The sequence below is a fragment of the Candidatus Eisenbacteria bacterium genome, assembly GCA_016235265.1.
GTDB lineage: Bacteria > Eisenbacteria > RBG-16-71-46 > RBG-16-71-46 > JACRLI01 > JACRLI01.
On sequence record JACRLI010000021.1, the window covers coordinates 1 to 15,251 of the forward strand.

Below are 15,251 nucleotides of genomic sequence, written 5' to 3' on the forward strand. Positions count from 1 at the left end.
GCCCGTGGTGCTCGACGGCTTCGAAAGCTTCGAGTTCAGCCAGTACTTCCCCTTCCACTTCCACGTCCTCGTCGGAGCCCGCTCCCACTTCTTCTACCTCTTCACCGACTCCCCGCTGCGAAGGAAGGGAAGGATGACCCCTCACCAGCTCAAGAGAAGGGAACAGTTGGAGCGGGAGCTCGGTAGACCCGATCCCCGCTCCATCCAGAAGGAGGTGGCCCAGCTGCTCCGGCTGGCCGTGCCCGGCTCCTCTCAACTCACCCTGTTCTCGGATGACCACCCGGCCTACCCCAGGGCCTTCCGGGCCTTGGGACACTTGCAGATACGACACCACGTCACCTCCTCCAGGGAGCGACGGACCACGAGCAACCCGCTCTTTCCGGTGAACCTGCTGGACCTGCTGGTCCGCCACGGCAGTGCCAACCACAAGAGGGAGACCATCGCCTTCTCCAAGCGGCGCCAGGCGGCCATCGAGAGACTGGCGCTGCTGCAGGTGTGGCGGAACTTCATCAAGCGCTTCTCGGAGAGAAAGCTGCGGAGCGAGACGCCGGCGCAGCGCGTGGGGCTGTTGGGGAGGGCTCGCACGGTGAGCGAGGTCCTGGGTCGGAGGCTGTTCCCCTCGCAGGTGGCTCTGCCGGAGACGCTGGAAAGGTACTACCGCAGGACAGTGAAGACTCCAGCCCTGGGGGTGAACCGGACGCACCGGCTCAGGTACGCGGACTGAGGCTGTCGAAGCGGGAAAGTGAAGCGGGGAGCCGTTGGGCTCCCCGCCAGACACATTCTTCGAAGCACAACCTACTTCAAGAGCAGGACCTTGACTACTTCCGAGCGGCCGCGGGTGGTGAAGCGCGCGAAGTACACGCCCGAGTCCACGCGCCGCCCGTTCCGGTCCCGGCCGTCCCAGGTGAGCTGCTGCTCACCCTGCGGCAGGACACCGCGGAAGAGGCTGCGGACTTCGCGGCCATCCACCGAGTAGACGCGCAGGTCGGAAACCGGCGCGCCCACCACCCCCACCGCGAACCGCGCGATCGAGGTGACGGGGTTCACCAGCGCGCGCAGGAGCCGTGGCTGCGAAGCCTGGTCGTCCACGGCCACCACCGGCGGGGCGCCGGGGTTGGTGATCGTGTCGCGGAACGCGCCGGCGCCGCTGCCGCCGAACACGATGTTCTTGCCACCCCCCTGCCACACCGCGTTGATCACCACGTTGCCGTGCGCCACCTTGTCCCACGCGGGATTGGGAGCCACGCCGGCGCCGGTCTCGGTCCAGTAGGTGTGCACGCCGCGGGCGTGCATCCGGTTCACCGCCGCGGCGGTGGGGTGCCCGTAGCCGTTGCCGTCGCCGCAGGAGATCACGCCGATCGTGGGCGCGGTGGCGAGCAACCAGGCGTCGGTGGAGGATGTCGCGGAGCCGTGGTGGTGCACCTTGTACACCAGCACCGTGTCCATCTCCGGGGCGAACACGGGCTCGTAGGTGCTCTGCTGGTCGCCGCCGAAGGACTCGTGGAAGTTGCCGTAGTCCAGCCGGAGCATGATGCAGTTGGCGTTCTCGTCGGAGGCGGCTGGCAGGTGCATGTCCACGCATGTGATGGTCACGGGGTGGGCCGAGAGCGAGTCCAGCATCCACACGCGGCCCTTGGTGGCGGCGTGCCGGCGGCCCGCGGCGGCGCTCACGTAGTTGTTGTACGTGGTGGTGGGCGAGCTCATGCTGCCGCCCCGGTCCCATGCCTGGTCGAAGTGCACCATGTTGTCCGACTGCACGAAGCAGCCGATGTGGTCGGCGTGGTAATGGCTGGCGAAGTGATAGTCCACGTGGGTGACCCCCAGCGCCGTGAGTTGGTTGGTCACCAGGCTGCAGTTATTGTAGACGCCGCAGTCGATCATCACCGACTGCCCGCCGGGAGTGACAATCAGCGCCCCGTCGCCCTGGCCCACGTCGAGGTGAAAGATCTGGAGGGTGCCGTTGGGGGTGACTGCCCCCGCGGGCGCGACCTGCAGGCAGAAGGTCGCCGACAGGATCGCCATCAGGAACGCCAGAGCAGCCGCGCCGCGGCGCGATGCGCGCAGGGAGGTCATCGAGACTCCTCTTCGAGGTGGAAGCGCCTGAACCAGGGGCGGCGGCCGGACTTGGGGGGGGCGACAACGCGTGTTGCCTATTGTACCCTGGGGCGTCGTTGTTATCAATGGATGCGGCAATTGGATAGAGGATTCGCAACAGCGACTACGCGGGATTGCAGAAGGGGCCGGGCCCCGGACGGGCCCGGCCCCGCGGCGGCTAGGCCTGGATGCCGTACAGCGGGCCGAACTTCTCCCTCAGGTAGCGCATGTAGTACGAGGCGTCGGGCTCCTGCCCGGTCACTTCGCGGACCAGGTCCGCGGGCAGCCAGCGCATCCCGTGGCGGTGCACCTTCTCGCGCAGCCACTCGCGCAGCGTCTCCAGGTCGCCGCGTCCGATGCGCGCGTCGAGGTCGGGGATCTGTCGGCGGACGGCGTCGAAGATCTGCGCGCCGTACAGGTTGCCCAGGGTGTAGGTGGGGAAATAGCCGATCAGCCCGCTGGACCAGTGGATATCCTGAAGCACTCCCTCGGCGTCGTTCTTCGGCTTGATGCCCAGGTACTCCTTCATCCGCCCGTTCCACGCGGACGGCAGGTCCTTCACCGCGAGCCGGCCCGCGAACAGATCGCGCTCAATCTCGTAGCGCACCAGGATGTGCAGGTTGTAGGTGACTTCGTCGGCCTCCACGCGAATCATCGAGGGCCGCACGGTGTTGACCGCGAAGTAGAATGCCTCCGGATCCACCCCGTCGTAGGCCGGCGACCAGGCCTTCTGCAGCGTCGGATAGAAGTGCTTCCAGAAGGGCCGGCCGCGGCCCACCATGTTCTCCCAGGTGCGCGACTGCGACTCGTGGATGCCCAGCGAGACCGCCTCGCCCATCGGCAGCCCGTGGTTGGCGGGATCGATCCCCTGCTCGTAGAGCGCGTGGCCGGTCTCGTGCATCACGCCGAAGAACGAGGCCAGCGGCTCGCCTTCGTTGTAACGGTTGGTGATGCGCACGTCGCCGGAGCCCAGGGTGCTGCAGAACGGGTGGGTGGACACGTCCATGCGCCCGCCCTCGGTGTCGAAGCCCATGCTCCGCGCCAGGCCCAGGCACAGGGCGACCTGCTGCTCCTGCGGCACGCGGCGCGTCAGCAGGCTCTCGTCGGGGCGCCTGGGCGCCGCGGCGATGGCGTGCACGATCGGCACCAGGTCCTTGCGCAGCTGCTCGAACAGCGGATTGAGACGCGCCACGGTCATACCGGGCTCGTACTGGTCCAGCAGCGCGTCGTAGCGGTCCGCCTCGAAGCCGATGGCGTCGGCCTCGCGCCGCTTGAGGTCGAACATCTTCTCCAGCCACGGGGCAAACGAGGCGAAGTCGGAGGCCTTGCGCGCCTTGATCCAGGCCTCGTGCGCCAGCGGCTGGGTGCGCGCGATCTCCTCGACCAGCTCCTTGGGCACCTTCCGGCTGCGCAGGTGGGAGCGGCGCAACTCGCGCACGTTCGCCTGCGCCTCAGGTGACAGGCTGTCGCGCTTCGCCCACAGTTCCTCGACCAGCTTCCCGAGCCCGGGGTCCACCACCCGGTCGTGCAGCAGGCCGCTGATCACCGCCATCTGCTCGCCGCGCTCCGGGGCGCCCTTGGACGGCATCATGGTCTCCTGGTCGTAGCCGAGCACGGCCAGGATGTGCGCCAGCCAGGTGATCTCGCGGGACTTTGCCTCGAGGCGTTCCACGGAAGCGTTGGACATGATCACTCTCTTTCCCGGGGTGGACGGCCGCCCGGCGGGCGGCGCAGGAGAACCGGCCGGGCGGCGGCCCACGAAGAGCGGCCGGGCGGCGGGCGGCACACGGAAACGGCCGCGCCGGAGCGGGCGGCCGGATGGCGGCGAATGGCGACCGGGGGCTGGATTCGGGCCCACGGTAGGGGCGACCCCCGGGGGTGTCAAGAGTCCGGACAATCCGTGCCGCTGCCACATGATTCCGTCACCCCCCGCTGCTGTGTGAGCGTGTCATCCCCGTGGAGTCACCTGCGATGAGCATCAAGGAAGCGCCGCGCCAACGGGAACACTTCGAACGCGGGCGGCATCCAATGCGGTGGAGGAACCCATGACCATCCCCAACCGGCTCGCGCGCGAAAAGAGCCCCTACCTGCGGCAGCACGCGCACAACCCGGTGGACTGGCGGCCGTGGGACGCCGAGGCGCTGGAGCTGGCGCGCACCGCGGACAAGCCCATCTTCCTTTCCATCGGCTACGCCACCTGCCACTGGTGCCACGTGATGGAGCGGGAGTCGTTCGAGGACCCGGCGCTGGCCGCGTTGATCAACGAGCACTTCGTGCCGGTGAAGGTGGATCGCGAGGAGCGCCCCGACCTGGATCACCTGTACATGGCCGCGGTGCAGGCGGTGACCGGTCGCGGCGGCTGGCCCATGACGCTGGCACTCCGCCCCGACGGCGCCCCCTTCTTCGCGGGCACCTACTTCCCGCCCCAGGACCGCGGCGGGCTGCCGGGGCTGGGCCGGGTGCTCGAGGCCCTGGTGGACGCATGGCGCAACCGCCGAGCGGAGATCGACGAATCCGCGGGCAGCATCGCCGCCCACCTGCGTGAGGAGGCGCACGCCACGGCCTCGCCCGCCGGCGGCGCGGCTCCCGGCCGCGACGCCATGGACGCCGGCTTCAGGGCGTTGTCCGGTTCCTTCGACCCGGCGCACGGCGGCTTCGGCCATGCCCCCAAGTTCCCCTCACCGCACCAGTTGCGCTTCCTGCTGCGGTACCACGCGCGCACCGGCGAGGCGCGCGCGCTGCACATGGCCGTCACCACGCTGGAGCACATCGTCCGCGGCGGCATCCGCGACCACCTGGGCGGCGGGTTCCATCGCTACTCCACCGATCCGCAGTGGCTGGCACCGCACTTCGAGAAGATGCTCTACGACCAGGCTGGCCTGGTGGACGCCCTCGTGGACGCGTGGCGGGTCACCGGTCGCGCGGACTTTGCCGGCGCCGCCCGCGACGCCTGCGAGTACGTGCTGCGCGACCTGCGCGACCCCGCCGGCGGGTTCCATTCCGCCGAGGACGCCGACAGCGAGGGCGAGGAGGGCCGCTTCTACGTCTGGACGCGGGACGAGGTGGATGCCGCGCTGGGAGCCGATGCGGAGCTTTTCGCAGCCGCGTATGACATCACCGCAAGCGGCAACTGGGAACACCGCAACATCCTGCGGCTGCCGCAGCCGATGGAGGAGTTCGAGCGCGGCGCCGGCCGGCCGGCCGCGGAGACCCGCGCCGCCCTGGCCCGCGCCCGTGCCCGCCTGCTCGAGGCGCGGGCGCGGCGCCCCCGCCCGCTGCTCGACGACAAGGTGCTCGCAGCGTGGAACGGCATGATGATCGGGGCGCTCGCCCGCGCCGGGACGGCGCTGGACGAACCGCACTACGTGACCGCGGCCTCCGGCGCGGCGGACTTCGCGTGGGACCGGATGCGCAGGGACGGCGCGCTGCTGCGGCGGTGGCACAGCGGCTCGGCCGACATCCCGGCCTACCTGGAGGACTACGCCCACCTCTCGCGCGGGATGCTGCACCTGTACGAGGCCACCTTCGAGCCGCGCCACATGGAGCGCTCGCTGGAGCTGGCGAGAGAGATGGACCGGCGCTTTCGCGACCCGGAGGACGGGGGCTACAACTTCAGCGGCGAGGGCAACGAGGAACTGCTGGCCCCGCACAAGGACGTCCACGACGGGGCCACCCCGTCCGGGAACTCGGTGGCCGCGGACGCGCTGCTGCGCCTGGGCGCGCTGACCGGCGATGACACGCTTGCCGCGCGCGGCCGCGAGGTGCTGGAGGCGTTCGCGGAGACTGTGGACCGCGGGCCGCACGCGTTCACCGAGATGCTGCTGGCCGCGGACTTCCTGCTCGGGCCGACGGCGGAGATCGTGATCGCCGGCGCCGGCGACGCCCCCGAGGTCGCGGCCATGATCCGGGCGGCGCGCGGGACCGGCGTGTTGCCGCGCGTGGTCGCGTGCAGGACCCCGGACCGTGGCGACACCCGCATCGAAGAGTCAATCCCGCGACGGGCGGGCATGGACGCCGTCGGCCGCAGAGCCACGGCTCATGTCTGCTGGAACCGCGCCTGCGGCGCGCCGGTGCACACCGCGGCGGAGTTGGAGAGAGTGCTCGTCGAAGGTTGGGAGCGCGGGTAGGAAGGCCGGCTAGTCGCGCGGCAGGACCCGCCACGAGATGCGGGTGAAGCGCCGGCTGTAGCGTTCCAGCGCCTGCTCGATGGCCTCGCCGCTGTAGAGCACCGTCGCGTCCCCGGTGGCGAGGTGGATGGTGGTCTTGCCCTTGACCACCAGCGCCCCGAGGATCCAGCAGGTGCCGTTGATGCTCAGGTCGCCCTCAACGTAGATCAGCCCGCGGTAGGTGAAGTTGCCGTTGATCTGCAGGTCCCCGTCCACGTACAGGAACCCCTCCCCGTCGCCGCCGTGATAGGCGAAGTGCCCGCTCTGGTTCTGTTTGATCCCGTCGTCGTCCAGGTACAGGATCCCGTTGGGCGGGTCCGGGGGGCTGGGAAACGGCGCGCCCATCCAGGCCCAGAAGTCCGCCTGGCTCAGCCCCACGGGCTCCCACGGGCCGTTGAAGAACCCGGTGCGGTGGCTGGTGGTGTCGGTGGGCTCGCCGTGGATGTCCGAGGAACCCTGCTTGGTGATCTCACCCGAGCTCCAGCCGCCATAGACGCAGCTGCCGTGCGCGCTGGCGCCGAGCCAGGCCCCGGGGCCCACGTTGCAGTCGGGGGTGCGCGTTCCCGTGGGCGTGGCGGCGGAGTGATCGTGGCCGCAGACGGAGATGTTGCCGTTGAACTGGATGCCCACGTCGGCCATCACGGCCGCGGCGACCATGGCCGTCGCGGGCACCTTGCACACTTCGGCGAGCACCGTCTGCGACGTGGTGCCCGCGGTCCCGGTGGACCGCACCTGGTAGATCGGCGCGCCGCTCACGGTGTTGATCCTGGGCGAGTGCAGCGGGTTGTAGCGGAGCACCGTAGCGCCGTCCGGAGTGGTCTTGAAGTTCACGGTCAGCACGTCGGGGCCCTTGGCCGCCAGGCTGTACGGCAGCGCGGACGCCAGCGCCTGGGCCGTGGGCAGGTTGGTGGTGTCCCCGCCCGCCGCGGGCAGGCTGCCCGCGGCCAGCAGGTAGATCTGGGTGACCGCGGCCGGCTGGGTGACGTCTCCGGGCACTTCGCCGTTGGCCAGCCGCTGGATGGCTTCCTCCACCCCGGCCTCGGCCACTTCCAGGGCCTTGTTGCCCCGCTGCGTCGCACCCGAGATCTGGACCTCGAGCTTGGCGGTGAACAGGAACCACGCCGCCAGCAGCGTGACCGCCAGCAGCACCATCACCGCGATCACCAGCGCGGTACCGCGCTCGCCCCCCGGCCTAACGTACATAGATCACCACCGCCCCGGTGCCTGCGCCCGACTTCACGGCGGTCGCCAGGTCCGGGAGGTACGGCGCCGGCGGCATCGAAGGCTGGACCCCGAAATTGAAGTCGCCCACGACCAGGGCCGGCGTCCAGTACGGCTGCGCGCCCGCGCTGGGGTCCGTCCCGCCTCCCAGGATCCACCCGCCGGTCACCGTGTCGTAGATGCGCGTGCCTCCGGAGTATCCGCCGCTCGTGCCTTCGTAGCCGATCGCGACGTCGGGGTTGGGATCGCCGCCCAGGTTGGCCACCACCAACGATTGGACCTGCCCGGGGGTGGGCACCGTCTCGATGTGCGAGAAGTTCATCGACCCGTCCCCCCGGTAGTACTCGATGTTGCCGCTCGCGGCCCCGGTGATGGTTCCCGCCACTATGTCCGGGTGGCCGTCAAGGTTCATGTCCCCGACCTGCACCGCCGTCACCTGTCCCGCCAGCGTGGTGCTCCACGCGAGATGCAGCCGGCTGCCGTGCGTCCTGCCCGTGCCCTGGAACGCCAGGATCTGGCCGGTGTAGGGACCGGTCCGCGTGCCGACCACGAGGTCGGCCACGCCATCGCCATTCAGGTCGGCCAGGGCCATGGATTTCACGCTGCCGATGACGCCGCCGGGGATGTTGCCCGAGGGCGGGAACGACTCATCCCGCTCGAACTCGGGAGTCGCCCCGCCTTCGCTGAGCCACAACTCGATCGTTCCATGGTCGATGGGGCTCGTGGTGCCGACCAGGATGTCCGGATCCGCGGAGCCGCCGAGGTCTGCGATCGCGACCGCGCTCACGTCCCCGTGGTCCGCCGACGTGTAGTACACCGGCGCGGAAGGCAGGTAGCCCAGATTGCCGGAGCTGTTCTGGTTGAACCAGACGGCGAAGTTCCCGGCGCTGCTGTAGGCGAGGCCGGTCACCACGTCCTGCCGTTCCGTGGGTGTGGCGCCATCCAGGCTGCCGGTGGCGATGGCCAGCACCGAGGCCATGGCGTCGCGCACGTAGTCCGCCGACGCGGTGTAGAGCGGGGTGGCGGGGTACTGGTTGAACCACACGCTCAGGTTGGAGCTGCTGATGCGTTCGGATCCCAGCACCAGGTCCAGGTCCCGGTGGCTCTTGGTGGCCCACTGGTTGTCGTTCCCGGACCAGTCCTTCTCCAGCAGGTCGGCCGTGCCCAGCGAGAGCACGCGGCTGGCGTTGAGCGTGATCACCGTGTAGGAGTTGGCGCCGAAATCGTAGGGGCCGGCGGTGTCCCTCGCCGCGACGTAGAACATGCCGCGGCTGGTGCCGGCGGTCGGATAGAAGCCCGGGGGCGGCGCGAAGGCCACCTGGTAGGGCGGGTAGTGCGACGAGGCGTTCGACGGCACGGTGATCACGTATCCGCCCTGCGCGTCTGTGTTCTGCCACGCCACCACCGAGCCGTCCATGCCGTTCAGGACCGCCACCCACACGTTGGCGATACCGCTTTCCCCCAGGTTCATGGAACCGTTGCGGTTGGCGTCGCGGAACACGTGTCCCTGGAAGTAGCCGGTGGTGACCGGCTTGAAGCCCCACACGGCGGTGGCGTACCCGCCGTGGGTCATGGTGACGGACACCGGATTGGCGGTGGTGGCCACCGTGGTATCCGGGCCCCTCGCCAGCACCGGGAAGGTGCCCGGCGGAAGGAAGTGCGCCGCGGCGCCGCGCGAGTCGGTGAGCACCGTCTGCCCGTTGGCGGTGATGGACACGCCGGCCAGGCCGGTTTCCCCGGGCTCCCACACGCCGTTGCCATTCGCATCGAGGTACGCCGAATCGGCCAGCGTGCCACCCTGCAGGGCGGTGTCGGGGAAGTCGTGACGCGTGTTCGAGGGGTGCGCGACCAGGTTCACGGTGAAGGTGTCCGCCGCGGAGGGCGCAAACCCCGGTGGAGCCTGGGCCTGCAGGACGTACGCGCCGGGGGTGGTGACGAACATGAAGTATCCGCGCGCGTCCGTGCGGGTGACCTGGGCGCTGCCCAGGCGCACGATGGCGCTGCGCACCCCGGAATCCGGCGGCGCCTCAAAGCTCAGGTCGCCGTTCACGTCGGAGTAGACGTAGCCGTCCACCACGAACATGACCTTGGTGCCCTGCGGCTTGTTGCGCAGCGTGCCCACCGAGGAGCCCAGCGTGACGGTGCGCAATTCCCCCTGCGCGTCGCGCTTGCGGGCCGCGGTCGAGATCCGCACGTCCACCCGGGAGATGCGGTCCAGGTCGTTCGCGGCCACCGGGCCGCCGCTCCAGTCGTACGGCGTGCTGCTCCCCCCGACGAAGACGGTGATCAGGGGCGTCCCGGCCGGCAGGTGCACCACCGCGACCGCCTCGGGCGAGCCACCGTTGTTGCCGGCGACGGGCACCGAACCGGAGCTGTCGCCGTAGACCTGGCGCACCAGCAGGTAGGCGTCCGGGTCGGTCACCCCGCGCAGGGCCTGCTGTGCCAGCGGGTCGGCCCGGTCGTCGGCATTCACCAGCCCGTCGTCGTTCACGTCCAGCGTGTAGCGGATCAGCTCCGCCCCGGTGCGGTACTTCAGCGTCGGAAGGTAGCTGCCCGCCAGCGTGGCGGGCTGCGGCGCGCCCGCCGGGTCGAAGGCCTGCGGGGCCCCGAGCCGGACCGCGGCGGTGTCCGGGTACGGGTTGAGGTTGGCCACGATGATCAACTCGGTGGCCGAGGCATAGGCGAACGCGGGCTGAGGCGGCGAGGCGTTCTGGTCGGCGCCGTAGCCGGCGCACCGGATGTCGCGCGTGACCAGGTCCAGGGCGCTGCGAGCTTCGTGCTGCGCCTCGGCCAGGTTGCTCTGCTCGGTGAACACCCTGCGGGTGCTGGTGACGAAGCCGAAGAGCGCCACCACCGCGATGCCGAGAACCACCAGGGTGATGAGCAGCTCCACCAGCGTGAACCCGCGCGCGGTCCGCCACCGCGGCGCGGATGGCGCCCTACTGGGGGCGGACATACGACACCACCAGGAGGGAATCATCCAGGGACTCATGCCAGCGCACCACGACCGTGACCATCTTCACTCCATTCATCGAGCCCGTCATGTTCGCCACCAGGTAACGGGTCGCCAGCGCCGGCTCGGCGGCCACCGGGTCGTACCCGGAGGCCGGGTGCGCGCCGGCGGTGAGGGCGGGGCTGGTGGCATCCAGGGTCCGGAGCTGTTCGAGTGTCTGCTGGACTGCGAAGGAGGCCGAGGCGACCTTCTTGGCCTTCCGGATCTCGCTCGTGCCGCGGGGGAACATGCCCGAAACGGCGACGATCCCCACGGCGAGGACCGTGAGGGCGATCATCACCTCGACGAGGCTGAAGCCGCGGGTGCCGTCCCGGGTCATGGGTTGCTCACCCTCCCCGAGAGGCTCACGCCGATGGTGTCGAAGGTGCCCGCGGCTCCGGCCAGGATCACCTGGCCGTTGGCCGGTGTCCTTCCATCGGCGCTGAAGATGAACCGGCTTCCCGGGGAGGGCGCCTCCACGCGGCAGAAGCCCACGTAGTGCGACATCTCGATCCAGGGCCCCACGCTGTCGGTGGTCGGATCCACCACCCGGTAGCGCGCGCCAGCGGAATCCACCTGCACGCCATAGCGCGCGGAGCGCGAGATGGCCACCTGGCGCGCCAGCTTCAACTGGCCGGCGAGGCGCATGGACTCCGCGGGCAGGGCCGTGGACTGGCGATAGTGAAGGAACGCGGGGATTCCGAAGGTGAGCAGGATGCCGGCGAGGGTGAGCGTGAACATCAGCTCGACGAGGGAGAAGCCGGACTGTCCTGGAGCGCCGGGCAGCCGCTCGGGCGGCTGTGGGTGAATGGACCGCATCTGCACGCCGACCACAGGCATCTCCCAGGCGGCGATGGCGGGAGCCCCGGGGCTCGGGGATGATCGCCTCTACCGTACTCTCATTATCGGCACCTGGCGCGAAACCTTGACCCTGGAAGCGCTTTCGGGGGATCGGTGGAGCCGAAGTCGAAGATCCCCGCTCCGGGATTCCGCGTGCGGAGGCGAATCTCCCGCCGAAAGGTCGAATCGAAACAGGCAGCCTCGGAACCACATGATCGGATTGTACTGACTTGGCCCCGCCACGGGAGCGCGACGCAGTCGCTGGCCCGGCGGGGCCAGGTCGTTTTCGGTTCCGGGGGCGTGCCCCGGACGTCGCCCCGGGCGGCGTATCCCGCAGCGGTGCCTTCTGCTAGAATGCCGCGACGGGCCCGGATTCGAGCCCCGGATCCGTGGCCGCCGGCCAGGCCCCCGGTCCCTTCCGGCCCGCCGGCGATGGCCCGGAGAATCCGGGAACCGGCGCCGCCGTGGGCGCCTACTACAACATGGCTACCCCGTCGCCCCGTCCGGACCTTGAGAGAGGACTCTCCATGCGCACGATCCGGCTCCTGCCGGTGCTCCTGCTGACGCTTGCCCTCACGACGCTGCCCGGGGCTGCCCCGGGCGCGGCAGCCGCTGCAAGACAGAATCGCATTTCCATCGTGCCCGGCGGCCCGCACGTGCCACCTGCCGCGCTGGCGCCCGACCTGCGCCGGCTCGCGGAGCGCCGCCAGCTCATGGAGCAGGTGCGCATGGTGGCCGGTGACCTGCCGGTTCCAGCCCCGGGCTCGCTCGACCCGCTCGCCCGCGCGCGCCGCGCTCGCTCGCTCGGGGCGGAGCGCTTCACCGCGGCGCACCCCGAGACCATCCGGGTGCTGGGCCTGCGCGTGGACTTCCTGCGTGATTCCGTGGAGGCCCAGACCACCGGCAACGGCAGGTTCGACCTCGAGCCCGACTCCACGGTGGTGATTGACCCGCCGCCCCACGACCGCAACTACTTCATGGCGCACATGAAGGCGCTGTCCAACTTCTACCGGGCGCAATCCTACGGCTCGGTGGTGATCACCTACGACGTGTACCCGAAGAGCGACACCGGCGCGTACCACCTGCGCGACGTCGCCGACTACGGCCCGTGGGAGTTCTCGCAGGACATCGTGCCGCAGATCCACCGCTACGTGCGCGACGCCATGCACAGGGCCTCCGAGGACCCGGACATTCACTGGAAGAGGTTCGATCGGATCATCATCTTCCACGCGGGCGCGGACTTCCAGACCGACGTGCGCCAGAACAGCGCCTACGACATCCCCTCGCTGACCTTTTTCATGGATTCCAGCAACGCGGTGCGCGTGTACGACCGCGCATCCAGCGACACGCTGTGGGTATTTCACACCACGCTGATCCCCGAGTCGTCCTCGCAGGACGGGCTGATCGGGGCCATCAACGGGGTGATGGCGCACGAGTTCGGCCACCTGCTGCGCGCCAACGGGCCGATCATCCAGCCCGACCTGTACAACACTTCGAGCGGCATGCCGGCGGTGGGCACCTGGAGCCTGCACGACTCGGGTAACTTCCTGGGCACGCGCGTGGGGACTCCCGACGGGGAGATCTACGCGGTGGGGCTGGTGCCGGGCTCCGACGACGTGTGGTCCAAGTGGGTGGCGCTCTACCCGGATGCCATGCGCCCGGTGGAGTTCGAGGGCCCGGACACCACCGTCACGTTGCGGGCGGCGGAGAACGACCCCGGCTTCGTGTACCTGCCGGTCTCCCAGGACGAGTACTTCCTGCTCGAGAACCGCCAGCAGGAGCCCGACGCGGCGCCCGGCGACACGTTGTTCCTCAAGTCCGACTCGCTGAGCGGCGTGGTCCTGGGCCCGGCGCGCAAGCGCATCGCGGGCGGCGACACCACCGTGGTGCTCACCAACGAGTTCGACGTGCTGCAGCCCGCCTCGGGCATCCTGTGCTTCCACGTGGACAACAGCGTGCTGGACCTGCGCGGCGTGAACGTGCCGGCCGACAGCGGGTTCAACACCAACCCGCGGCGGCTGAGCATCGCGCTGATCCAGGGCGACGGCAGTCAGTCGCTGGGCGACGGCGGCTCACCCTACTACCAGGGCGGCCCGTTCGACCCGTTCGCGGTGGGCAACTTCGGCGCGTCGCTGCCGGAGGACGGCCGGCCCTCGTCGCGCGGCAACTCCGGCGGTCTCACCGGCGTGTCCTTCGAGGTGCTCGACCCGCCGGGCCCCGCCATGCGCGTGCGCATCCGCCGCAGCCGCGCCATCGCCGGATGGCCGGTGCCCACCTTCTACGAGGACTACTTCGAGCCCGGCGCCGCCGCGGCTGCGGACCTCAACGGCGACGGCAGGCAGGAGTACTACGCCGCCGCGCGTCACGGGCGGATCCTGGGCTACACCCGCTTCGGGCGCCCGGTGCCCGACGTGGAGGGCAACTTCCCGCTGGCCGACCGGCCCTTCGAGTTCGAGCCGGAGCTGCTCACCATGCCGGGCTGGGGCCCGAACGGCCGCGACGCCATCGTGGGTGAGTGGCGCGACTCCAGCATCGCCGGAACGCCGCGCAGCCTTGCGGCCTACGACATCAACGGCCCGATGGAGAACTTCCCCGCGGGACCGGTGGGGCTTACCACGCCGCCGGTGCGCTACGGGGACAAGGTGCTGGCGGGTGGCGCGGACGGGAACGTGTGGATGTTCGAGAAGACCGGGACTGCGACGCCCATCGGCTCCGCGATCGACGCCAGCAATGGCGGCCGTGCGATCCAGGGGCGCCTGCTGGTTGGCAAGTACGGCCCGGGCGGCACGGACGCGGTGATCGCGGCCAACTCCTCGGGCGGATACACCGCGGGTTTCCGCGTGCTCAGCCTCGCCGGGCTGGGGAGTGGCACGCCACCGGCCTCCCCCGCCGCGTCGCAGACTCCGCCAACCCCGCCGCCGCTGCCGCCACTGCCCGAAGGCAGTCGTTTCCACCGCCCGGTGCTCCTCGGCGCGTACGCGGACACCTCCGCGACAGCGGAGCCCGTGGTGATCGTTGTGGACTCCACGGGCTGGATCGGCGCGTTCCGGTTGAGCGCGAACCCCCCAGGCGGTTGGAATTGGAACTGTAGTGTCGCTGACTGCCCGTGGGTTTCCGCCTACAACCTCCTCCCCGGCTTCCCCTGCCGGCTCCCCAGCCCCCCCGCGGGCATCGCCACGCTGGGCGACATCTCCGGCGACGGCCGGCCGTGCGTCCTGGTGCAGTGCCAGGACGGGAAGCTCTACGCCGTGGGCATGGACGGACGGCCGCTGCCGGGCTTCCCCGCGCGGCTGCCCGAGGGCCGGGCGCCGGTGCCGGGATCGGCGGCGCTGCAGTACCGCACGCTCGCCGGCGAGCCGCGCATCCTGGTCGCCACCACCTCGGGTGACCTGGTGGGCGTAAACCCCGCCGGCAAGGTGGTGCAGGGCTTCCCTCGCGCGGTCGCCGGTGACTGGGGCACGGGCTGCTTCTTCGTGCCCGGGGAGCGCGGCAACACCTGGCTGCTGGCGATTGGCGGCGGCGGCGGTTGGAGCCTGGACAGCCTGCCGGGCGTGCCGCGCGGCAACTGGGTCAGCGGCGGCCCCGGCGTGGACGAGGCGCGCACCGGCTTCCTGCCCCGCACGCGCATGGGCCCGCCCCGGCCGGTCTCGCAGTACGCCGACCTCGGGAACTTCCGGGCCTATCCCAACCCGCTGCGCATCGCGCAGCAGAACGAGCTACGCGTGAGTTTCGAGCTGACGCGCTCCGCCCCGGTGCGCGTGCGCCTGTTCGACCTCAAGGGCAGGATCGTCTCCCAGGCGTGGTGGCAGGGCCACCCGGCCGTCAACGTGGTGGCGCTGCCCGCATCGCAAGTGGGCTCGGGGCTGTACCACGTGGAAGTCACCGTCGAGGGGACGGCCCTGCGGATGGTGACCCCCGTCGCCGTGGTGCGTTAGCCG

At 70.3% G+C, this 15,251-nt stretch carries 9 protein-coding genes; 3 read left to right on the forward strand and 6 right to left on the reverse strand.

Annotated features, from left to right (window positions below; genetic code table 11):
- Positions 1–724: hypothetical protein (locus HZB25_11725; GenBank protein ID MBI5837903.1), on the forward strand; the 724-nt coding region annotated here is incomplete at its 5' end.
- Positions 725–795: 71 nt separating this feature from the next.
- On the opposite strand, the gene HZB25_11730 is transcribed toward HZB25_11725, so the two are convergent.
- Positions 796–2,073, reverse strand: coding sequence for a hypothetical protein (locus tag HZB25_11730; protein ID MBI5837904.1), 1,278 nt, complete (start codon positions 2,071–2,073; stop codon positions 796–798).
- 199 nt (positions 2,074–2,272) lie between these two features.
- Positions 2,273–3,781 (reverse strand): carboxypeptidase M32, encoded by a 1,509-nt coding sequence (locus HZB25_11735; GenBank protein ID MBI5837905.1) that lies wholly within the window; start codon positions 3,779–3,781, stop codon positions 2,273–2,275.
- 358 nt (positions 3,782–4,139) lie between these two features.
- Between HZB25_11735 and HZB25_11740 the strand changes: the two genes are divergently transcribed.
- On the forward strand, positions 4,140–6,221 hold the full coding sequence (locus tag HZB25_11740) for a thioredoxin domain-containing protein (GenBank protein ID MBI5837906.1): 2,082 nt from the start codon (positions 4,140–4,142) through the stop codon (positions 6,219–6,221).
- A 9-nt stretch (positions 6,222–6,230) separates the two neighbouring features.
- Here the strand turns inward: HZB25_11740 and HZB25_11745 are convergent, their stop codons facing one another.
- Genes HZB25_11745 through HZB25_11760 form a run of 4 tightly spaced genes read right to left on the reverse strand, consistent with a single transcriptional unit; the run spans position 6,231 to position 11,307 of the window.
- Positions 6,231–7,463: a hypothetical protein gene (locus HZB25_11745; protein ID MBI5837907.1), complete on the reverse strand. Its 1,233-nt coding sequence runs from the start codon at positions 7,461–7,463 to the stop codon at positions 6,231–6,233.
- Positions 7,453–10,437, reverse strand: coding sequence for a VCBS repeat-containing protein (locus HZB25_11750; GenBank protein ID MBI5837908.1), 2,985 nt, complete (start codon positions 10,435–10,437; stop codon positions 7,453–7,455). The genes HZB25_11745 and HZB25_11750 overlap by 11 nt, the downstream gene beginning before the upstream one ends.
- Positions 10,421–10,813, reverse strand: coding sequence for a prepilin-type N-terminal cleavage/methylation domain-containing protein (locus tag HZB25_11755; GenBank protein ID MBI5837909.1), 393 nt, complete (start codon positions 10,811–10,813; stop codon positions 10,421–10,423). Before HZB25_11755 ends, HZB25_11750 begins: the two co-directional genes overlap by 17 nt.
- The gene (locus HZB25_11760) at positions 10,810–11,307 is read right to left on the reverse strand and encodes a GspH/FimT family pseudopilin (GenBank protein MBI5837910.1); all 498 of its coding nucleotides are present in this window, start codon (positions 11,305–11,307) and stop codon (positions 10,810–10,812) included. The genes HZB25_11755 and HZB25_11760 overlap by 4 nt, the downstream gene beginning before the upstream one ends.
- A 533-nt stretch (positions 11,308–11,840) precedes the next feature.
- On the opposite strand from HZB25_11760, the gene HZB25_11765 reads away from it, so the two are divergent.
- Positions 11,841–15,248 (forward strand): hypothetical protein, encoded by a 3,408-nt coding sequence (locus HZB25_11765; protein ID MBI5837911.1) that lies wholly within the window; start codon positions 11,841–11,843, stop codon positions 15,246–15,248.
- Positions 15,249–15,251 lie beyond the last annotated feature (3 nt).